The following is a 23,647-nucleotide window of genomic DNA, read 5'->3' as shown; positions in this document are numbered from 1 at the left end:
GCCGCCGGGGCTGGCACGGTCAGGTACCGCTGCGAGGGGCTCACCCGGTCACGCACCCGGGTTGTCTAAAGCGGACTGGATGAGGGCGTCGACGTCCATCAGGTCGATCTCGGAGCTGTCGTCAGTGGACGGTTCGGGGACCACGCGCAGCAGGTCGAGGATGCCCGCGGCGCGCAGCCGGTCGAGCGGGAGTTCGGCGAGCGCGCGGCGGATCTCGGCTTCCTCGGGGTCGACGGCCAGCTCATCAGCCAGGTGGTCGGCCAGCGCGGCTGGGGTGGGGTAGTCGAAGACGAGCGCTGTGGGCAGGTCGAGGCCGGTGGACTCGGCCAGCCGGGTGCGCACCCGCACCGCCGTGAGCGAGTCGAAGCCCAGGTCGGCGAAGCCCGCGCGGGCGGGGACGGCGGAGACCGAGGTGTGGCCGAGTACTTCCGCGGCGGTGCGGCGAACCAGGTCGAGCAACGCCCGTTGACGTTCGGCCGGGGTCGCGGTGGTCAGGCGGGCGGCGAAGTCGGTGAGCCCGGTGGCGTCGGCGGGGACTGCCTGGAAGGCGGCGAGGAACGGGCTGGGCCGGGTGGCGGTGAAGGTCGGCAGGAACCGGTCCCAGTCGACGTCGGCGACGACCACGTGGGTGTCGTCCGCTGCCAGGGCATCACCCAGGGCCGCGACGGCCCGGTCCGGGGACATCGGGGCCAGGCCGCGTTCCCGCAGGTAGGACTCGGCCTCACCCGACGCGAGACCACCATCGGCCCACGGTCCCCACGACACGGCGGTCGCCTTCTGCCCCCGGGCGCGGCGGCGAGCGGCGAGTGCGTCGAGTGCTGCGTTCGCCGCGGCGTAAGCAGCTTGGCCGCCGCTGCCCCAGACACCCGCGATGGAGGAGAACAGCACGAGGTGGGCGTCGGGGAGCAGCTCGTCGAGGTGCCGGGCACCGTCCACTTTGGCGCGCTGCGTGTCGGCGAGGTCGTCGAGATCGGCGATGGGGGTGGTGCCCGCGACCCCGGCGGCGTGGACGACGACGGTGGGCCGGTACTCAGCCGTCAAGGCGGCCAAGGCGTCCCGATCCGCGGCGTCACACGCGACCACGTCGACCCGGACACCCAGTTCGGCGACCAGCGCGTCAACCCCGGGCGCGCCCGGTCCGCGGCGGCTGGTCAGCACGAGGTGGCTGGCACCACGACGAACCAGCCAGCGGGCGACATGGGCGGCGAGTGCTCCGGTCCCGCCGGTGATCAGAACCGGGCCATCGGGGGTCCACCGTGTCCCGCTGGGTTTCGGCGCCCGCGCCAGGCGCCGGGCGAGCACACGGCCGTCGCGGAGGGTGAGTTGGTCCTCGCTGCCGGACAGGGGAAGCGTGGTGGGCTCGCCGTCGATGTCGATGAGCCCGCCCCACCGCCGCTCAAGACCGGCGACGCGGCCCAGTCCCCACACCCGGGCCTGGTCGGGGTCGGTACTGCCTGCCCGGGTGGCGGCCCAGACGGGCGCCGAGGGGTTGGCCTTGAGGACGTGCAGGACGGTCTCGGCCGAGTCGGGCAGGACGAGGATCCCGTCGGCCGGGGTGTCGGCTACCTGCGCAAGGCTGACCTCGGTGACCTCCGCGGTCTTGCGGAGCGCCTCGACGATGGCGGGGTCGTTGTCGCCCACGACCAGCCAGTGGCCGGTGGCGGGTTCGGGGGTCACCTCGGTCCAGTCGACCCGGTAGCGCCAGGTGTCCGCCGCCGCCGGTTCGTCGGTGAGCCAGAAGTGCGTCCGGTCGAACGGGTAGGTCGGCAGCACGGCACGCGGTCCGTCTCCCACCACGGCGGCCCAGTTCACCGGTACGCCACGAACGTGGGCGGCCGCCACCGCGCTGATCGCGGTGCTCGGCTCATCCTCGCCTGCCCGCAGCATCGGTGCCCCGCTGCCCACCAGCGCCGACAGCACACCATCCGGCCCCAACTCCAGGAAGGTCGCGTCGCCCAGCCCCGCGACCGCCCCGGCGAACCGAACCGTCTCCCGCACCTGCCGCACCCAGTACCCCGGTGTGGTCGGGTCACCCTCGGCAGTGCTCACCAGGGCGATGGTCGGATCGGCGAACGAGAGCCCACTGACCACCCGCTCGAACTCATCGAGCATCGGGTCCATCAGGTGCGAGTGGAACGCGTGCGACACCACCAGCCGCTTGACCCGGCGGGATTGTTCAACAAACCTACGATCCAACAGTTCAACAATCCCACGATCCCCCGATACGACAATCGAACGATCCGAGTTCACCGCCGCGAGGTCCACCCCAGCGGGCAGGCCATCGGGGAACTCGGCAGCCAGCTCGGACTCGGAGAGCTCCACCGCCAGCATCGCCCCACCGGCCGGGAGAGCCTGCATCAAGCGGGCACGAGCAGCGACCAGGGTGCAGGCATCGTCCAGCGACAGGATGCCGGAGACGTGAGCGGCGGCCACCTCGCCGATGGAGTGCCCCAGGAGCACGTCCGGCCGCACGCCCCAGGACTCCAACAGGCGGAACAGCGCCACCTGGAGCGCGAAGATCGCGGGCTGGGCAGTGCCCGTCTCATCGATCGCGGCGTCATCGAAGGGGACTCGGGCCCGGACAGCATCGAGGGCATCGGCAAAAACGGGGAAGGTCCGGAGCTGCTGACCCATCCCCGCCCGCTGCGATCCCTGGCCGGTGAACAGGAACACGAGCCGCCCAGGACCCGCGACCCCGGTGGCGACAGGCGGGGCCAGTGGGTCGAGCAGGACCGCCCGGTGCGGTAGATCGGCGCGGGTGGCGATCAACGCGCGGGCGACCTCGACCGGTGCGGCGGCGACCGTCGAGACCGCCGCCAACTGAGCGTCCAACGCACCCTGACTACCCGCTGACACGACGAGCGGGACGACCGCGGGCGTCGGATCGACCGCGCGGGGCGGCAGGACCTGCGCGGGAGCTTCCTCGATGATCGTGTGCACGTTCGTGCCGCTGACCCCGAACGACGAGATCCCCGCCCGGCGCGGCCGACCCCCACGGGCCCACGGCCGCGACTCCGTCAGCAGCGACACCGAGCCCGACGACCAGTCGACGTGCTCGGCGGGCGTCTGCGCGTGCAGGGTCACCGGCAGCACCTCGTGCCGCAGCGCCTGCACCATCTTGATGATCCCCGCGACGCCCGCCGCGGCCTGGGTGTGACCGATGTTCGACTTCAGCGACCCCAACCACAACGGCTGGTCGCGATCCTGCCCGTACGTAGCCAGCAGGGCCTGCGCCTCGATGGGGTCACCCAGTACCGTGCCGGTCCCGTGCGCCTCCACAACGTCCACATCGGACGCCGCGAGACCAGCCGACCTCAGCGCCGCCCGAATCACCCGCTGCTGCGATGGGCCGTTCGGCGCGGTCAGGCCATTCGACGCGCCATCCTGGTTCACAGCCGAACCCCGCACGACAGCCAGCACCTCGTGGCCCCGAGCGACCGCGTCCGACAACCGCTCCACCAGCAACACACCGACGCCCTCGGACCACCCGGTCCCATCGGCCCCGGCGGCGAACGACTTGCACCGACCGTCCGCTGCCAAACCGCCCTGCCGGGAGAACTCGGTGAACATCCCCGGTGTGGCCATCACCGCGACGCCACCCACCAGCGCCATCGAGCACTCGCCGGACCGCAGCGCTTGCGCCGCCCAGTGCAGGGCGACCAGCGACGACGAACACGCCGTGTCCACGGTGACCGCCGGACCCTCGAGCCCGAAGAAGTAGGCCAGCCGACCCGACGCCACGCTGGTCGCGGTGCCGGTCATCTGGTGACCCTCCACTTCGGAGGACCGCACCGCCGCCCCGTACAACGACGCCGCGGCACCCACGAACACGCCCGCGTCGGTACCGCTGAGCGACAACGGGTCCATCCCGGCCCGCTCGAAGACCTCCCAGGAAGCCTCCAGCAGCAACCTCTGCTGCGGGTCCATGGCCAACGCCTCGCGCGGCGAGATGCCGAACAGGGTGGCGTCGAACCGGCCTGCCCCCTCGACGAACCCACCGCGATCGGTGTCGCTGGTGCCCCGCTCCGGGTGCAGCAGTTCGTCGAGGTCCCAGCCGCGGTCCTCCGGGAACGGCCCGATCGCGTCACCGCCCTCGGCGACCAACCGCCACAGGTCCTCCGGTGACTCGATCCCGCCCGGGAAGCGGCAGCTCATGGCGACGATCGCGATCGGCTCGTCGACCGGGGCCCGCACGGGGGCCTGCTCGACCACGACCTCGGCGTCGAGGTGAGCGGCGAGTGCGGCGGGCGTCGGGTGGTCGAAGATCAGGGTCGCCGGGAGCCGCTGCCCGGTGGCCGTGGTGAGCCGGTTGCGCAGCTCGACGGCCGTGAGCGAGTCGAATCCCAGCTCGGCGAACGACCTGACGGGGTCGATCGTGTCCACAGTGGCGTGACCGAGTACGGCGGCGACCTCGGTCCGCACGGCGTCGAGCGATGATCGGGACCTGTCGACGACGACCTTCTTCGGGGCGGGTCGAGCGAACCCGCGCAGCATGGCCGGTCCGTCCGCACCGATCCGGCCTGCGTCAAGAGCGGCGGCGATCAGGTGCGGTCGCCCATCACGCAGCGCCGCGTCGAACAAGGCCAGTCCATCCACATCGGACAGCGGGGCACCCAGACGGGCGGCGCGGGCGAGGGCAGCCTCGTCCAAGTGGCCACTGAGCTCACCGACCCGCTCCCAGAGCCCCCACGCCACCGACACGGTGGGTAGTCCGCGCGCGGCTCGGTAGTGCGCCACGGCATCGAGCACGGCGTTGGCAGCGGCGTAGTTGCCTTGACCGGGCGTGCCGAGCGTGGCGGCGACGGAGGAGTACAGCACGAGCAGCGTGTCGCCCGCCAGCTCTGCCAGGTGCAGTGCGCCGTCGGACTTGGCGGAGACCGACCTCAGCCGGTCCGAGGTGAGCGACTCGATCAAGCCGTCATCGGTAGTGCCTGCGGCGTGCACAATGGCGCTGAGGTCGGGGATGGTCGTGATCAGACCAGCCAGGGCCGCGCGGTCGGCGACATCGCAGGACACGTGGGTGACCGCCGGGCCGAGGTCTGGCCCCGCGCCGCGCCTGCTGGCCAAGATGACCTGGCGCACTCCGTACTCGGCTACCAGGTGGCCTGCCAGCAGTGTGCCGAGCGCTCCGTTTCCACCGGTGACCAAAACTGTCCCTTGTGGATCCAAGGAGTGCGGCACCGTCAGCACGTTCTTGCCGGTGTGGCCGCCCTGCGCGACAAACCGGAACGCGGCCGACGCGGTGCGCAGGTCCCAGGAACGGATCGGTGGCAGGGTCAGCGCGCCTTGGGCGAACAGGGCCATGACCTCGGTCAGCATCGCGCGCAGGCGGTCCGGACCGGCTTCCCACAGGTCGAACGCGCGGTAGCCGGGGATGTCCGTGCGGAGATCCGCCTTGCCCATCTCCAGGAACCGCCCGCCCGGTCGCAACAACCGGGCGGAGGCGTCGATGAACTCGCCCGCCAGCGCGTTGAGCACGACGTCGACCTCGGGGAACTTGTCGGCGAAGGCGAGGTCCCGCGATGAGGCCAGGTGGTCGTGGTCCAGTCCGGTCGCGGCCCACTTGCCCGGGCTGGCGGTGCCGAAGACCTCCGCGCCGAGGTGCCGGGCGATCTGGACGGCCGCGCCGCCGACGCCGCCCGCCGACGCGTGGACGAGGACGCGCTCGCCGCTCGACAGACCGGCGAGGTCGACCAACGCGTAGTAGGCCGTGAGGTACGCCATCGGGACGGCGGCCGCTTGAGCGAACGACCATCCGTCCGGAATGGACGCGAGGAGCCGGTGGTCGACGACGGTGCTGGGCGTGAACCCACCACCGAGCAGGCCGAAGACGCGATCACCGACGCGCAGGTCCACGACATCGGGACCGACCTCGGTGACCATCCCGGCACCCTCGGACCCCAGGTCGGCCTGGTCCGGGTACGTGCCGAGGGTGATGAGCACGTCCCGGAAGTTGACGCCCGCCGCGCGCACGGCGACCCGCACCTCACCCGGCGCGAGCCCGACGACGGGGACTTCCTCGGCGCGCAGGTCAGCGAGCGTCGTGCCGCCGGGGACGAGCCGCCAGGGGGTCTCGGGGAGGGTGATGACAGGTCGGGCCCGGATGAGCCTGGGCAAGTAGGGCACCCCTGCCCGGACCGCGACCTGGGGTTCGCCCGGGATGACAACGGGGTCATCGTCGGTGTCGACGAGCGCGAACCGGTCCGGGTGCTCGGATTGCGCCGTTCGCACCAGTCCCCAGATCGCGGCCCTGGCCGGGTCGGTGATCGTGTCGGCCGGGACGGCCACGACCGCGCCCCTGGTCGCCACGGCGAGGGTTCCGGAGTCGGTGCGGAGCCAGTCGTGGATCGCTGCCAGCGCGTCTTCCACAGTGGAGGGTCGGCAGACGTGGTCCGGCCGCACCCGGGGGAGGTCGGTCGGCACCCAGTCGATCTCGAAGAGGGCGCCCGCGCGGGCGGTGCTGACCGGGCGGAGGGTGAGCGAGTCGATGGTGATGACCGGCAGGCCACCCGGGTCCTGCGCGTGGACCCGCACGGTGTCGCGCCCGGTGGGCACGACGCGCACGGACAGCCGGGACGCCCCGGTGGAGTGGAGCGTGACTCCACTGAGGACGAACGGCACTCTGGCCGCGCCGCCGGGCTCGGCTGCCGCTACGGCTTGGATGGCGGCGTCGAGCAGGGCGGGGTGCAGGCCGTGGCCTGCGCCGCCGGGGGTGGTGACCTCGGCGCGGATCTCGTTGTGCAGCAGCCAGTCCGGCTCGCTGGAGCAGTCGAGGAGTCGGACGTTCGTGAGCGCCTGGAAGGTCGGGCCGTAGGCGAGTCCGGCGTCGGCCAGGGCCGGGTAGTGCCCGGTGAGGTCGATCTCGGGCGCGTCCGCCGGGGTGATCGCGGTGGGGTCCGACGGCGTGGTGAGGGTGGCGGTGGCGTGGTGGGTCCACTGGCCGTAGTCGGGGCGGGCGTGGAGGGTGACCGTGGCGCCGTCGAGGGCGAGTTGGAGTTCGGTCGGGCCGCCGAGGGCGAGCGGGGCGTGCAGGGTCAACTCGTCGACGGCCGGGGTGGCGGTGGTCGCGGCGGCGTGCAGGACGAGGTCCAGGACGGCGGTGCCGGGGACGACCACCTCGCCGTGGACGCGGTGGTCGGCCAGCCAGGGGTGGGTCGCGGTGGAGATGACGCCGGTGAACAGGGTCCGGGTGCCTGCCGCGGGGGTGATGGTGGCGGCGAGGAGCGGGTGGTCGGTGGCGTTCAGACCGGCGGGCTTGGTGGCCGTGACCTGCTGCCAGTAGCGGTCCCCCTGGAAGGGGTAGGTGGGCAGGTCGACGAGCCGCCCACCCCAGGGCGCGAGGACGGCGGTCCAGTCGGGGTTGGCGCCGCTGGTGAACGCGTGCGCCACGGCGGCCAGCGCGGTCTCGACGTCGTCGCGGTCCCGGCGCAGCAGCGGCGCTCCCGCCTCGACCAGGGCGGACAGCACGCCGTCCGGCCCCAGCTCGACGAACGCCGCGTTCTCGACCTCCGCGACCGCCCCGGCGAACCGGACCGTCTCCCGCACCTGCCGCACCCAGTACCCCGATGTGCTCGGATCACCGGTCGCCGTGCTCACCAGCCGGATCGCGGGAGCGCCGAACCGCAGTCCCCGTGCGACCTGCTCGAACTCCGCCAGCATCGGGTCCATCAAGTGGCTGTGGAACGCGTGCGACACCTCCAGCCGCTTCACTCGACGGGATTGTTCAACAAACCTACGATCCAACAACTCAACAATCCCACGATCCCCCGATACGACAATCGAACGATCCGAGTTCACCGCAGCGAGATCCACCCCAGCGGGCAGGCCATCGGGGAACTCGGCAACGAGGTCGGATTCGGAGATCTCCACGGCCAGCATCGCCCCACCCGGGGGCAGGGCCTGCATGAGCCGGGCGCGGGCCGAGACCAGGGTGCAGGCGTCGTCGAGGCTGAGGATGCCCGCGACGTGGGCGGCGGCCACCTCGCCGATGGAGTGGCCGACCACGACGTCGGGGTGGATGATCCAGGATTCGAGGAGCCGGAACAGGGCCACCTGCAGGGCGAAGATCGCGGGCTGGGCGGTGCCCGTCTCGTCGATCGCGGCGTCGTCGAAGGGGATCCGGGCGCGGATGGCGTCGAAGGTCTCGGCGAACACCGGGAACGCGCGCAGCCCCTCGCCCATGCCCGCCCGCTGCGAGCCCTGCCCGGTGAACAGGAACCCGAGCCGACCGGGGCGTGGCTCGGGAGCCGTGATGGTCCGGTCGCCGAGCAGCACGGCCCGGTGCGGCAAGGCGGCCCGCGCGGCCAGCGTCCGAGCGACGTCAACAGGGGGCGACCCGACCGACGCGAGACGCGCCAGCTGCGCGGCGAGCGCGGTGGGTGAGTGGCCCGACACCGGCCACGGCAGCACGGTCGGCGCCGGAGCAGACCGGGGAACGGCAGGCTGATCCGGCGCTTCCCCGATGATCACGTGCGCGTTGGTGCCGCTGATCCCGAACGCCGAGACGCCAGCCCGCCGCGGCCGCTCGGCCACGGGCCAGGGCTGGGCCGTGGCCAGCAGTTCGATGGCGCCCGCCGACCAGTCGACGTGGGTGGTCGGGGTGTCGGCGTGCAGGGACGCGGGCAGGGTCTGGTGCCGCAGCGCCAGAATGGTCTTGATCACGCCTGCCGCACCCGCGGCCGCCTGGGTGTGGCCGATGTTGGACTTCACCGAGCCCAGCCACAGCGGCACGTCCCGGTCGCGCCCGTAGGTCGCCAGTAGCGCCTCGGCCTCGATGGGGTCGCCGAGTGTGGTGCCGGTGCCGTGTGCCTCCACAGCGTCCACATCGGACGGGCGTAGGCCCGCAGATGCCAGGGCAGCGCGGATCACGCGTTGCTGGGACGGACCATTCGGCGCGGTCAGGCCGTTGGAGGCGCCATCGGAGTTGACCGCGGAGCCTTCGAGCACGGCCAGCACGGGGTGGCCGTGGCGCTGGGCGTCCGACAGCCGCTCGACCAGCAGCACCCCGACGCCCTCACCCCATGCCGTGCCGTCCGCCGCCTCGGAGAAGGGCTTGCACCGTCCGTCCGCCGCGAGTCCGCGCTGCCTGCTGAACTCGACGAAGGCACCGGGGGTCGCCATGACCGTCACACCGGCGGCGAGCGCGAGCCCGCACTCGCCGTTGCGCACCGCTTGCGCGGCCAAGTGCAGGGCGACCAGCGCCGACGAGCACGCGGTGTCCACGGTGAGGGCTGGGCCTTCGAGCCCGAACACATAGGCCACCCGACCGGACATCACGCTCGCGGCACCACCGGTGGCGACGTGCCCCTCCGGCACGTCGACCGCGAGCGTGAGCCGCGTGTAGTCCTGCCCGTTCGTCCCGGCGAACACCCCGGTTCGACTGCCCCGCAGCGACTTCGGATCGATGCCCGCGCGCTCGAACGCCTCCCAGGTCGTCTCCAGGAGCAGCCGCTGCTGGGGGTCCATCGCCACCGCTTCGCGCGGGGAGATCCCGAACAGGTCGGCGTCGAACCGCGCCGGGTCGACCAGGAACGCGCCTCTGTCCACAGAGGAAGTACCGGGGTTCCCGGGGTCCGGGTCGACCAGGGTGGCGAGGTCCCAGCCGCGGTCGGTCGGGAACGGCCCGGTGACGTCCTGCTCGCCGACGAGCGCCGCCCACAGGTCTTCCGGCGTGTCGATGCCGCCGGGGAACCGGCAGGCCATCGCCACGATCGCGATCGGGTCGTCGACCGAGGTGGTGGCGATCCCCTCGTCCACAGTGGATCCACCGGCGAGGAACCCGGCGAGCGCGGCGGGGGTGGGGTAGTCGAACACCAGACCCGCGGGCAGCGGCACACCGGTGGCCACCGCCAGGCGGTCGCGCAGTTCGACCGAGGTCAGCGAGTCGAACCCGAGGTCGGCGAACGCCCGGTCGGCGGCAATCGCGTCGATCGAGTCGTGCCCCAGCACCGCCGCGGCCTCGGTGCGCACCAGCGCCACGAGGTCGGTCCGGATCGGGCCCGGGCGAACCGGCGCCTCGACAACGGGGACGAACTCTGTCAACAGAGGACTGGGGCGGCCCGCGGTGAACGTGGCCGTGAAGCGGGGCCAGTCGACGTCAGCGATGGTCACGGTGGTGGCCGGGTGGTCGAGCGCTTGGGCGAGGGCGGCGAGGGCGTGATCCGGTCGCATGGGTCGCAAACCCCTGCGGCGCAGGTACTCCTCGGCTCCGTCCGCGGCGAGCATGCCCGCGCCCGCCCACGGCCCCCACGCGATGCTGGTGACCGGCAGGCCGAGCGCCTTGCGGTGCGCGGCGAGTCCGTCGAGCGCCGCGTTGGCCGCCGAGTACGCCGCTTGCCCGCCCGCGCCCCAGGTCCCCGCGATGGACGAGAACAGGACGAGGTGGGCGTCGGGGGCGAGTTCGTGCAGGGTCAGCGCGCCGGTGACCTTGGCGTGCGCGACCCGGGCGAGTTGCTCGACCGTCGTGCCGGTCAACGGCGCGTCGTCGACGATCCCGGCGGTGTGGATGATCGCGTCGACCGGGTGCTCGGCCAGCAGGGCGGCGAGCGCCTCGCGATCGGTGACGTCGCAGGCGACGACCGTGGCCCGCGACGCGTCAGCACCCGGCGCGTTCCGACCGCTGCGGCTGGCGAGGACGATCTTGCCGACGCCGCGGTCGGCGAGCCACCGGGCGACGTGTCCGCCCAGCGCGCCGGTACCGCCGGTGACCAGCACGGATCGGGGGCGCCACGGTTCGGCCGGGGACAGCGCGGCGCGGCGGAGCCTGCGGGCGAAGGCCCCGTCCTCGCGGATGGCGACCTGGTCTTCATCGCCTGCGAGTGCGGCACGGAACAGACCTGCCGTGTGCTCGTCGAGCGTCGTGGGCAGGTCGATGAGACCGCGCCAGTGCGGGAGTTCCAACGCGGCCACTCGGCCGAGGCCCCAGGTCGCGGATCCGTCGACGCCGTCGAGGGCATTCCTGGTGATCGTCCACACGGGAAGGTTGATGTCCACTGCGGACAGGACGTCTGCCGGGGTGCCGGCGAGGCGGAGGATCCCGGTCGCTTCGGCAGGGTCGTCGCAGGTGGTGATCGCGGCAGTGATGTCGGCCGGGACCGGTCCGTCGACGAACCACACGCCCGCGCGCGGGGCAGGCGTGAGCGAGAGGGGGAGCCATTCCGTCGCGTAGCGCCAGTTCTCGATGGCGGGCAGGCGTTCGGTGCCGAGCCAGTAGCGCTTCCGCTGGAACGGGTACACGGGTAGGTCGATCTTGCGGCCACGCCAGGGGCTGAGCATCGCGGCCCAGTCGACGCTGACGCCGTGGACGTGCAGGGTCGCCACCGCGCGGAGCAGGGCATCCGGCTCGGGCTGCCCTGCACGCAGCGCTCCTGCGAAGACACCGCCACCTGCCTCGCGGGCCAGGGCGGTGAGCACACCGTCCGGCCCGAGTTCCAGGAACCTGGTGGCTCCGATCCCCCGGGCCTGCGTGACCGCGCCCGCGAACCTGACTGTCTCCCGGACCTGCCGCACCCAGTACTCGGGCGTGCTCGGGTCACCCGTCGAGGTAGCCAGCACGGGAATCGTCGGACTGGTGAACGTCAGCCCCTCGACCACCTGCCGGAACTCCGCCAGCATTGGGTCCATCAGGTGCGAGTGGAAGGCGTGCGACACCACCAGGTTCTTCACTCGACGGGATTGTTCAACAAACCTACGATCCAACAGTTCGACAATCCCACGATCCCCCGATACGACAATCGAACGATCCGAGTTCACCGCCGCAAGATCAACACCAGCGGGCAGCCCGTCGGGGAACTGCGCGATCAACTCCGCCTCGGAGATCTCCACGGCCAGCATCGCGCCACCGGTCGGAAGCGCCTGCATCAGACGGGCACGGGCGGCGACCAGCGTGCACGCGTCGTCCAACGACAGGATGCCGGAGACGTGGGCGGCCGCCACCTCTCCGATGGAGTGGCCGATCAGCACGTCAGGGCGGACACCCCAGGACTCGAGCAGGCGGAAGAGCGCGACCTCAAGGGCGAACAGGGCGACCTGGGCGTTGCCGGTCTGGTCGATGGCACCATCGTCGAACGACACCCGCGACACAACCCCGTCGAACACCGCCGCGAACACGGGGAACACCCGGAGCGCCTGTCCCATCCCCGCCCGCTGCGACCCCTGACCGGTGAACAGGAACGCCAGCCGACCAGGCCCGGCAACCCCGGTGACCAGCCCGGACGCACCAGTCCCCTCGGCCAGACCCGCCAGCGCGGCGAGATCCAGCGCGACGGCCCGATGGTCGAGCGTGGCCCGCGTCGTCACCAGTGAGTGCGCGAGGTCCAGGGGATCGGCGTCGACCCGCCGCAGGTCAGCCGCCCGTGCCCGCAGCGCAGCCTCGCTCCGGGCGGAAAGCACCAAGGGCGCGATCGGCGACTGCTCCCGCTCTCCCTCGGCAGCCAGCACCTCGACCGACGCCGACTCGACGATCACGTGCGCGTTGGTGCCGCTGATGCCGAACGACGAGACGCCCGCTCGCCGGGGCCGCTCGCCCGCGGGCCAGGGTCGCTGCTCGGCCAGCAGCCGGACGTCGCCTGCCGACCAGTCCACATGGGACGATGGCGAGTCGACGTGCAGGGTCCTGGGCAGCACCCCGTGCCGCAGGGCCTGGACGGTCTTGATCAGCCCGGCGAGCCCGGACGCGGCCTGGGTGTGGCCGATGTTCGACTTCACCGAGCCCAGCCACAGCGGCTCCGCGCGGTCCTGCCCGTAGGCGGCCAGCAGGGCCTGGGCCTCGATCGGGTCACCCAGCCGCGTGCCCGTGCCGTGGCCTTCCACGGCGTCCACTTCGGACGCGGTGAGCCCGGCGTCGGCGAGCGCGTCGCGGATCACCCGCTGCTGCGCGGGCCCGTTGGGTGCCGTGAGGCCGTTCGACGCGCCGTCGGAGTTGACCGCCGAGCCGCGGACCACGGCCAACACGGTGTGCCCCTTGGTCACCGCGTCCGAGAGCCGCTCCACGACGACAACCGCGACGCCCTCGGACCACCCGGTCCCGTCGGCGGCCTCCGCGTACGCCTTGCAGCGGCCGTCCGGCGCGAGCCCGCCCTGCTTGGCGAACTCGGCGAACCCGGCCGGGCTGGGCATGACGGTCACACCGCCGACGATCGCGAACTCGCACTCACCGTGCCGCAGGGCCCTGGCCGCCAGGTGCAGCGCGACCAGACCACTGGAGCACGCGGTGTCCACGGTGAGCGCCGGGCCCTCGAGCCCCAGGGTGTACGCGAGGCGACCGGAGATCACGCTGGTCGCGGTCCCGGTGATCAGGTGCCCGCTGCCCTCGTCGGACTCCTGCGCGAACCCGTACCCGGAACCGGAAGCGCCGACGAACACCCCGCCGCGGGTACCCCGGATCGTGCCCGCGTCGATCCCCGCGCGTTCGACGGCCTCCCAACCCGCTTCCAGCAGAACCCGCTGCTGGGGGTCCATCGCCACGGCTTCTCGCGGCGAGATCCCGAACAGCTCCGCGTCGAACCCGGTGGCGTCGTGGACGAACCCGCCGACCAGCGGGAAGTCGGCACCCCCGAGGTTCCAGCCCCGGTCGACCGGGAACCCGCCGACGCCGTCGCGGCCCTCGACGACCATGTCCCACAGGTCATCCGGCGAGGTGACGCCGCCAGGGAGCCTGCACGCCATGCCGACCACGACGATCGGGTCGTCGTCAACGACGGCACGCCTGGCCTCGGTCGTCGGGGACGGCACGGCGAACCGGGACACCAGGTGGTCGGCCAGCGCGAGGGCCGTGGGGTGGTCGTAGACCAAAGTGGACGGTAGGGCGATCCCGATCGCCGTGGTGAGGCGGTTGCGCAGGTCGACCGCGGTGAGCGAGTCGAAGCCCAGGTCGCTGAAGGTCGAGGCCGGGTCGATGGCGTCGCGGTAGCCGAGGACGCCGCCGACAGCCGTGGTCACCAGGTCCAGCACCACGCGGTGGCGTTCCGCCGCCGAGAGCCCGTGGAGTCGCGACGAGCGGGAATCGTTGTCCGGAGAGGACTCCGGGTCAGAGGTGAACTCGGCGAGCAGAGGGCTTGGGCGGGCCGAGGTGAAGGTCGCCAGGAATGTGGGCCAGTCGACATCGGCGATGACGCTGGTGGGGTGCGGACTGGCGATGGCGGAGTCCATCGCCGCCAGAGCGCGCGCAGGCGACAGGGGTCGGAGACCTCGGCGGCGCAGGTAGTCGGCTGCGGCACCGGCCGCCATTCCCGCTTCGGCCCACGGTCCCCAGGCGATCGACGTCGTGGGGAGCCCTAGCGTGGACCGGTGTTCGGCGAGTGCGTCCAGGCCGGCGTTCGCCGCGGCGTAAGCGGCCTGCCCCCCGCTGCCCCACACGCCCGCGATGGAGGAGAACAGGACCAGGTGAGCCTCGGGCGCCAGTTCGTGCAGCAACCAGGCGGCATCCGCCTTGGGGCGCAGGACAGAGGCGAGTCGATCGGGGGTGAGGTCGGCGAGCGGTGCGTCCTCGCCCACGCCCGCGGCGTGGACAACCGCCGTGACCGGGTGCGTGGCGAGCAGGGAGGACAGCGCCTCTCGGTCTGCCACGTCGCAGGTCACGACCTCGGCGGGGAGATCAGCGGCTCTCGGCGCGGCAACGCCTTGGCGGCTGGCAACGACCACGCGGACGCCACGGGCGGCGAGGTGCCGGACGACCTGGGCGCCGAGAGCACCGGTACCGCCCGTGACCAGCACCGTCCCTTGTGGATGCCACGGAGCGGCTGCGCGCGCGGTGGCCTTGACGAGCCGCCGGGCGAACACGCCATCGGGGCGGATGGACACCTGGTCGTGCGCGCCGCCGAGGACAGCGGCCAGGCGGGCGACCGCTTGGGCGTCCAGGCTCTCCGGCAGTTCGACGAGGCCACCCCAGCGCTGGGGGTGTTCGAGGGCGGCGACGCGACCCAGGCCCGCGATCTGCGCCGTGCGTCGGGTGTCGCCGCGGGTGATGACCCACAGCGGGACCTGGGTGTCTCGGAGGAGTCCGGGCAGGTCGGCAATGGTCGGCCCGATGACCGCGCCGGTGGCCGTGGTGGGGTCGTCGGTGGTGGTCAGACCCGCGGCCCTGAGGGGAGCCCGAAGGTCGTCGGGGACCAGCCACACCCCGGTGGTGGGCGTCGGGTCGATCGCGGTCCAGGTGACGCGGTAGCTGTCCAGCACGGGCGTGGTGGGGGCGTGGTCGAGCCAGAACCGTTCGCGCTGGAACGGGTAGGTGGGCAGCAGGACCCGGGCACCGGCGGGCACGAGCGCCGCGATGTCGAGGCCGGCCCCGCGCGCGTGGGCGGCGGTGACCGCGGAGATCACGGAGGTGACCTCACCGCGCCCGGCCCGCAAGGTGGCGATGCCGTTGTCGACCAGCGCCGCCAGCACCCCGTCCGGCCCGAGTTCCAGGTGCGTGCCTGCCCCGGCCGTCCGCACCGCGTCGGCGAACCGGACCGTGTCCCGCACCTGCCGCACCCAGTACCCCGGCGTGACCGGGTCCCCTGTCGAGGTGCTCACCAGCGGGATCGTCGGCGTGGCGAACGAGAGCCCGGCCGCGACCCGCTCGAACTCCGCCAGCATCGGGTCCATCAAGTGCGAGTGGAACGCGTGCGACACCACCAACCGCTTCACCCGACGAGATTGTTCAACAAACCTACGATCCAACAGTTCGACAATCCCACGATCCCCCGATACGACAATCGAACGATCCGAGTTCACCGCCGCGAGGTCGACCCCCTCGGGGAGGCCATCGGGGAACTGCTGGCGCAGGTCAGACTCGGAGATCTCCACGGCCAGCATGGCGCCACCGGGCGGGAGTGCCTGCATCAGGCGGGCGCGGGCAGCGACCAGGGTGCACACGTCGTCCAGCGACAGGATGCCGGAGACATGGGCGGCGGCCAGTTCGCCGATGGAGTGGCCGACGAGGACATCGGGGTGGACGCCCCAGGACTCCAGCAGGCGGAACAGGGCCACCTGGAGGGCGAAGATCGCGGGCTGGGCGTTCCCGGTCTCGTCGATCGCCGAGTCATCGAAGGGGATCCGGTCGCGGACGGCGTCGAAGGCTTCGGCGAAGACCGGGAAAGCGGCGTGGAGTTCGCGGCCCATGCCCTGGCGTTGCGCACCCTGACCGGTGAACAGGAACGCGACCCCATCGGCCACGACCTCGGGCGCGGTGGTGGCCAGGCCATCGAGGACGTCAGCGGTGGTGGTTGCCGCGAACGCGACCCGGTGCGGGTGCCGGGCCCGAGCCGCGAGTTCGCGGGCGAGGTCCACCGGCCGAGCCGACTCGGCGAGCAGACGCAGTTGGTCGAGCCGGGCGGCAAGTGCCTGTGGTGAGTGGCCGCTGACCACGATCGGCACCGGGTGCGCCGGTTCCACGGCCGCCATGCCGGGTGACTGCGGGGCTTCTTCGATGATCGTGTGCACGTTCGTGCCGCTGACCCCGAACGAGGAGATCCCCGCTCGACGCGGCCGGTCCCGTCGGAGCCACGGCTGCGACTCGGTCACCAGCGACACCGAGCCCGACGTCCAGTCGACGTGCGGTGACGCGGCAGCAGCGTGCAGCGTCGGCGGCAACACACCGTGCCGCAACGCCTGCACCATCTTGATGATCCCCGCCACGCCCGCCGCGGCCTGCGCGTGGCCAATGTTCGACTTCAGGGACCCAAGCCACAACGGCACGTCACGATCCTGGCCGTACGTCGCCAGCAATGCCTGCGCCTCGATCGGGTCGCCGAGAACCGTTCCGGTCCCGTGCGCCTCCACAGCGTCCACATCGGACGCCGAGAGCCCGGCCGACCGCAGCGCCGCCTTGATCACCCGCTGCTGCGCAGGACCGTTCGGCGCCGTCAGCCCGTTCGACGCGCCGTCCTGGTTGACGGCCGAACCCCGCACCACGGCGAGGACCCGGTGCCCGCGGGCGACGGCGTCCGACAACCGCTCCACCAGCAACACGCCAACGCCCTCGGACCACCCGGTCCCATCGGCCTCAGCCGAGAACGACTTGCACCGACCGTCGACGGAAAGTCCGCGCTGGCGGGAGAACTCGGTGAAGATCCCTGGCCCCACCATGACCGTGACGCCACCGGCGACCGCCATCGTGCACTCACCGGACCGCAGCGCCTGCGTCGCCAGGTGCAGCGCCACCAGCGACGACGAGCACGCGGTGTCCACAGTGACCGCCGGACCCTCAAGCCCGAAGAAGTACGCCAACCGGCCAGACGCCACACTGGTCGAACTACCGGTCAGGAAGTGGCCCTCGACGCCTTCCGGCAACGGGATCCCGACGCCATAACCAGAGTGCGCGGCACCGACGAAGACCCCGGTTTGGGAGCCGCGCACGGTGCTCGGGTCGATCCCCGCGTCCTCGAACGACTGCCAGGTCGCCTCCAGCAGCAGCCGCTGTTGCGGATCCATCGCGGTCGCCTCACGCGGCGACACGCCGAACAGCCGCGCGTCGAACCCGGAGACGTCGTCGAGGAACCCGCCCGCCTGGGCGTAAGTCGTGCCCACGACGTCCGCGTCCGGGTTGTACAGCGCGCCCAGGTCCCAGCCCCGGTCGGTCGGGAACGGCCCGATGCCCTCTCGCCCCTGCGACACCAGGTCCCACAGGTCGTCCGGGGAGCTGACGCCGCCGGGGAAGCGGCAGGCCATGCCGACGATCGCGATCGGTTCGTCTGTCGACTTCGGACTAGTTACGACCTCGATCCGCCGTTCCTCGGCGGGCAGCAGCGAACGGAGGTGGTCGACGAGCGCGGCGGGCGTCGGGTAGTCGAAGATCGCGGTGGCCGGGAGCCGGAAGCCGGTCGCGGTGTTGAGCCGGTTGCGGAACTCCACGGCGGTGAGGGAGTCGAAGCCCATTTCCTTGAACGGGCGGCCCGTGTCGGCCGAGGTGTGGCCGAGCACGGCGGTGATCTCGGCGCGCACGGTCGTGAGCAGTGCGCGGCCCGCCTCGGCCGGGCTGAGCGCGCGCAGGTGGTCGACTGATCCAGTGCGGGTGACGCGACGTGGTGTGTGCACCAGTCCGCGCAAGAGAGCCGGGACCGGGGTGAGTTTCCTTGCGGTGGCCGGGTCGTAGGCGATCGTGACCAGGTGAGCACGGCCGTCGAGCTGGGCGGCGTCGAACAGTGCCAGGCCGTGTGCCTCGGTCAGCGCCGGGCCGACCCGGGTCGCACGGGCGAGGTCGACGGTGTCCAGGGAGCCGCTGATCGCGCTCGACGTCGCCCACAGGCCCCAGGACAGTGACACCGCGGCGAAACCACGGGACCGGCGACGGTGTGCGATGGCGTCCAGGACCGCGTTCGCCGCCGCGTAGTTCGCCTGCCCTGGCGAGCCGAACACCGACGATGCCGACGAGTACAGGGCGAACAGCGCGATGTCGCCCACGAGGTCGTCGAGCACCATGGCCCCGATGGCCTTGGGCGCGAGCACACTGGACACACGCTCGGGAGTGAGGGCGTCGATCACGCCGTCGTCAGCGGTACCCGCCGCGTGGATCACGCCTGTCAGGTCGGGGATTCCCGCTACCAGCTCGGCGAGAGCGTCCGGATCGGACGTGTCACAGGCAACGATCCGTGCTCCGGGAACGTCTCCCGTGCCGCTGCGGTTGGCGAGGACGAACTTGCTCACCCCGTACTCGTCGGCCAGGTGGCGCGCGATGATCCGGCCGAGGACGCCAGTACCACCGGTGATGAGAACTGTCCCCTGTGGATCGACCGACCTGGGGATGGTGAGCACGTTCTTGCCGATGTGCTTTCCCTGGCCCACGAACCGGAAGGCCGCCTGCGCCTCCCGGAGGTCCCACGCCCGCCACGGCAGCACCGTGAACACGCCGCGCGCGAACAGGTCCAGCACCTCGACGAGCATCTCCTGGAGGCGGTCCGGTCCGGCCTCGCCCAGGTCGAACGCGCGGTACCCAGGGATGTCGGCGCGGAGGTCGGCCTTGCCCATCTCGATGAACCGGCCGTCCGCGGCGAGCAGCCCGACCGAGGCGTCGATGAACTCGCCAGCCAACGCGTTGAGGACAACGTCGACGTTCGGGAACTTGGCGGCGAAACCGAGGTCTCGCGACGAGGCGAGGTGGTCGTCGTCGAGCCCGGTGGCCCGCCACTTGGCCGGGCTCGCGGTCCCGAAGATCTCCGCGCCGAGGTGCCGCGCGACCTGCACGGCCGCCATGCCGACCCCACCGGCGGCGGCGTGGACGAGCACCCGCTCGCCCGCGCGCAGACCCGCGAGGTCGACCAGTCCGAAGTAGGCGGTGAGGAACGCCATCGGGACGGTCGCGGCCTCGGCGAACGACCAGTCGTCCGGTACCGGCGCCACCATCCGCCGATCGACCACGACCGATGGTCCGAAACCCCCGGCGAACAAGCCGAAGACGCGGTCGCCCGGCCTGAGGTCGACGTCCGGTCCGACCGCGGTGACCACGCCCGCGCCCTCGGAGCCGAGCAGGGCGCGCTCCGGGTACTGGCCGAGCGCGATGAGGACGTCGCGGAAGTTGACGCCAGTCGCGTGGACCGCGATCTGGACCTGGCCGGGGCCGGGCGCGTCGATCGTGATCGGGGTCAGGGTGAGGGCGTCGAGGGAGTCGCCGCCCGGGTCGAGTCGCCAGGTGGACGTGGCCGGGAGGGCGAGGGTGCCGGTGGCGCGGGCCAACCTGGGGGCGAGGATCTCGTTGCCGCGTAACGCGAGTTGGGGTTCATCGAGGTCCAGCAGGGACGCGATGGTCTCGTCCGACGGGGTGCTCTCGGCGTCGAGGAGCAGGAACCGGCCCGGGTGCTCGGACTGTGCGGATCGGATCAGGCCGCCGACAGCCGCACCAGCGATGTCCGTGATCTCGTCGCCGGGAAGCGCGGCGACGGCGTTGCGCGTGTGCAGGACCAGGGTCGAGTCGCCGAACCGTTCGTCGGCCAGCCACACCTGGATCCCGGCGAGCACATCGACCACAGTGGACTCGATATCGCCTGCGGGAACCTGCCACACCACAGCGTCGGCGGGCAGCCAGTCGGTGGGGGTACCGCGCGTGACGGACTTGGTGGACTCCGCGGCCTGGAGCTGCGTCCAGTCGATGGCGAACAGATCGGCATCGCGGCGGGCGGACTTCCGCAGGGTCAGACCGGCGATCGTGATGACCGGGGCGCCCGCCGGGTCGGTGGCGGCGAGGGAATACGTGTCGGCTCCGGTAGTCCTGATCACGACGCGAAGGCTGGTGGCGCCCGGGTTGTGCAGGGTGACACCGGACCAGGCGAACGGCAGGCCGGCCTTGGCGGGGTCGAGCCCGGTCGGGTGCAGCGCGGCGTCGAGGAGGGCGGGGTGCAGGCCGAAGCGGGTGGCGTCGCGGTGGGCGTGCTCGGGGAGCGCGACCTCGGCGTAGTAGGCGTCGTCGCTCCGCCAGGCCGCTCGGAGGCCCTGGAACAGGGGTCCGTAGGCGAACCCGTTGTCCGCCGCGGCCGCGTAGAAGGACTCGAGATCGACCGGTTCCGCCACTGGGGGCCAGGGCAGCGTGGCGCCGGAGGGGTGCCCATCGGCACGGCGGATCAACTCGGCGCTCGGATGGCCCGCCGTCTGCGCCCCGGAACCGACCGCGTCGGCTATCGGCGCCTGCACGTGGGGGGTCGACGAGGCAGCGCGGGAGAGGCGGCCTTCGGCGTGGCGGGTCCAGGTCGTGCCGTCGGGGGTGGAGTGGATCTCCACCGTCCTGGTGTCGTCGTCGGCGGGCGGGGTGACGGTGACCTGGAGGCGGAGGGGGCCGGTCAGGGGCAGGGGGGCGGCGATGATGAGGTCGTCGAGGACCGGGTGGCCGACCTGGGTGCCCGCGTGCAGGGCCAGTTCGACGAAGGCGGTCCCGGGGACGAGCACGTCGCCCTGGATCTTGTGGTCGGTGAGCCAGGCGTGGGTGGTCGAGGTGAGGCGACCGGTGAACAGGTGGCCGCCGTCGGGTTGGGGGGCCGCGGCACCGAGCATGGGGTGTTCGGCGGCGGCCAGGCCCGCGGCGGTGAGGTCCGCGCGGGCGGAGGGGCGTGGCCAGTAGCGGACGCGTTCGAAGGGGTAGGTGGGGAGGTCGACGCGGTTGCCGCCCGGCAGCAGGGCAGCCCAGTCGACGCGGGTCCCGAGGGTGTGGACGCGGCCAAGCGCGTGCAGCAGGGTCTCGTGGTCGTCGCGGCCCGAGCGCAGCAGCGGTGCGGCGCCGTCCCCCACCAACGCGCTGAGCACACCGTCCGGCCCCAGCTCCAGGAACCGGTTGGCTCCGCGCCGCCGCACCTCGTCCGCCGCTGACGCGAACCGCACCGGCTCGCGGACCTGCCGCACCCAGTACTCCGGCGTGGCCGGGTCGCCGGTGGCGGTGCTCACCAGCGGGATCGTCGGCTTGGCGAACGACAGCCCGCCGACCACCTGCCGGAACTCGTCCAACATCGGGTCCATCAAGTGGCTGTGGAACGCGTGCGACACCACCAACCGCTTCACCCGCCGCGATTGTTCAACAAACCTACGATCCAACAGTTCAACAATCTGACGATCCCCCGATACGACAATTGAACGATCCGAGTTGACCGCGGCGAGGTCGATGCCTGCGGGCAGGCCGTCGGGGAACTGGCGGAGGAGGTCGGCCTCGGAGATCTCGACGGCCAGCATGGCGCCGCCGGGGGCCAGGGCCTGCATGAGCCGGGCTCGGGCGGCGACCAGGGTGCACGCGTCGTCGAGGGTGAGGATGCCGGAGACGTGGGCGGCGGCGAGTTCGCCGATGGAGTGGCCGAGGAGCAGGTCAGGGCGGACGCCGAGGGACTCCAGCAGCCGGAACAGGGCCACCTGGAGGGTGAAGAGCGCGGGTTGGGCGTTGCCCGTCCGGTCCAGGTCCGACCCGTCGAAGCGGAGGCGGGCGGCGATCTCGTCGGCGGTCGTCCGGAAGACGTCGAACGAGCGCAGGCCGTCACCCATGCCCTGGCGCTGTGAACCCTGACCGGTGAACAGGAACGCCAACCGGCCCGGCACGTCCAGTCCGAACTCGACGGACGCGGGCGTCGCGCCAGCGGCGATCTCGGCCAGCGCGGCATCGGCGGCGGCAGCGTCGCGAGCGACGACGACCGCGCGGTGCGTGAGCGCCGAACGCGTGGTCGCGAGCGAGAACGCGGTGTCGAGCAAACCGTTGCCAGTCAACCGAAGTGCGGCGGCCTGCTCGCGGAGTGCCGCATCCGTGCGCCCGGACAGCACCAGCGGCACCGCGCGCGGATCAGCGGCTACCGTCGGCGGGTCGACCTCGGGCGCCTGCTCCAGGATCGTGTGCGCGTTGGTGCCGCTGACCCCGAACGACGAGACCGCGGCCCGGCGCGGTCGGTCGACCGCGGGCCAGGGCCGGTTCGCGGTGAGCGGCGCCACGGCTCCGGCGGCCCAGTTCACCTGCGGCGTCGGAGTATCGGCGTGCAGGGTGGCTGGCAGCACGCCGTGCCGCAACGCCATGACGGCCTTGATGATGCCCGCGACGCCCGCCGCGGCCTGGGTGTGACCGATGTTGGACTTCACCGAGCCCAACCACAGCGGCTCGGTCCGGTCGCGGCCGTACGTGGCCAGCAGTGCCTCGGCCTCGATCGGGTCGCCGAGCCGGGTGCCGGTGCCGTGCGCCTCCAGCATGTCCACATCGGACGTACCGAGATCCGCGTCCGCCAGCGCCGCCCGGATCACCCGCTGCTGCGCCGGTCCGTTCGGGGCGGTCAGCCCGTTCGACGCGCCGTCCTGGTTGACCGCGCTCCCCCGCACGACCGCCAGGACCCGGTGGCCTGCGGTGAGCGCGTCGGAGAGCCTCTCGACCACCAGCACGCCGACGCCCTCGCCCCAGCCCGTGCCGTCCGCGCCTGCGCCGAACGCCTTGCACCGCCCGTCCGGGGCGAGCGCGCGTTGTCGGCTGAACTCGATGAACGCAGCCGGGGTCGCCATGATCGTGACGCCGCCGACCAGTGCCAACCGGCACTCACCAGCCCGCAGCGATCGAATAGCCAGGTGCAGTGCCACCAAGGACGACGAGCACGCTGTGTCCACGGTGACCGCAGGGCCCTCCAGCCCGAACGAGTACGCGACACGTCCGGAAAGGACACTCGCCGCGCTTCCCGTGGCGAGGTAGCCTTCCGCCGCCTCCTGGTCGGCCGCGATCACACTCGCGTAGTCCTGCCCGTTGGTACCGGCGAAGACGCCGACAGACTCACCGCGCAACGAGGTCGGCGGGATCCCGGCGCGTTCCAGCGCCTCCCAGCACGCCTGTAGCAGCAAGCGCTGCTGCGGGTCCATGGCCGTCGCCTCGCGCGGGGACACCTCGAACAGGCCGGCATCGAACCGCGTCGCGCTGTCGAGGAAGCCGCCGGTGCGGCCGTAACTGGTGCCGAGGGTGTCCGGGTCGGGGTCGAACAGGGCGTCGAGGTCCCAGCCGCGGTCGTCGGGGAACGGCCCGATGGCGTCGCGCCCCTCGCTGACCAGCCGCCACAGGTCGTCGGGTGACTCGACGCCGCCGGGGAAGCGGCAGCTCATCGCCACGATCGCGATCGGCTCGGCTGCCCGCTCCTGCGCCTCGCGCAGCGCGCGGCGCGCGACCCGGAGTTCGCCGGTGACGAACTTCAGGTTCTCGAGCAGCTTCTTCTCATCCGCCATGATCAGCGACTCCCCGCCA

General features: G+C 72.2%; 1 protein-coding gene. It reads right to left on the bottom strand.

What is annotated here, in order from left to right; translation table 11 throughout:
* Positions 1-48 precede the first annotated feature (48 nt).
* Positions 49-23,631, bottom strand: a complete 23,583-nt coding sequence (locus tag CLV68_RS34985; RefSeq protein WP_425454845.1) for an SDR family NAD(P)-dependent oxidoreductase — start codon at positions 23,629-23,631, stop codon at positions 49-51.
* Positions 23,632-23,647: the final 16 nt, after the last annotated feature.

Source organism: Actinokineospora cianjurensis, from assembly GCF_003663795.1.
GTDB lineage: Bacteria > Actinomycetota > Actinomycetes > Mycobacteriales > Pseudonocardiaceae > Actinokineospora > Actinokineospora terrae.
The sequence above is the reverse complement of the archived record's forward strand: the minus strand, read 5'-3'. Positions and strand labels throughout refer to the sequence as shown.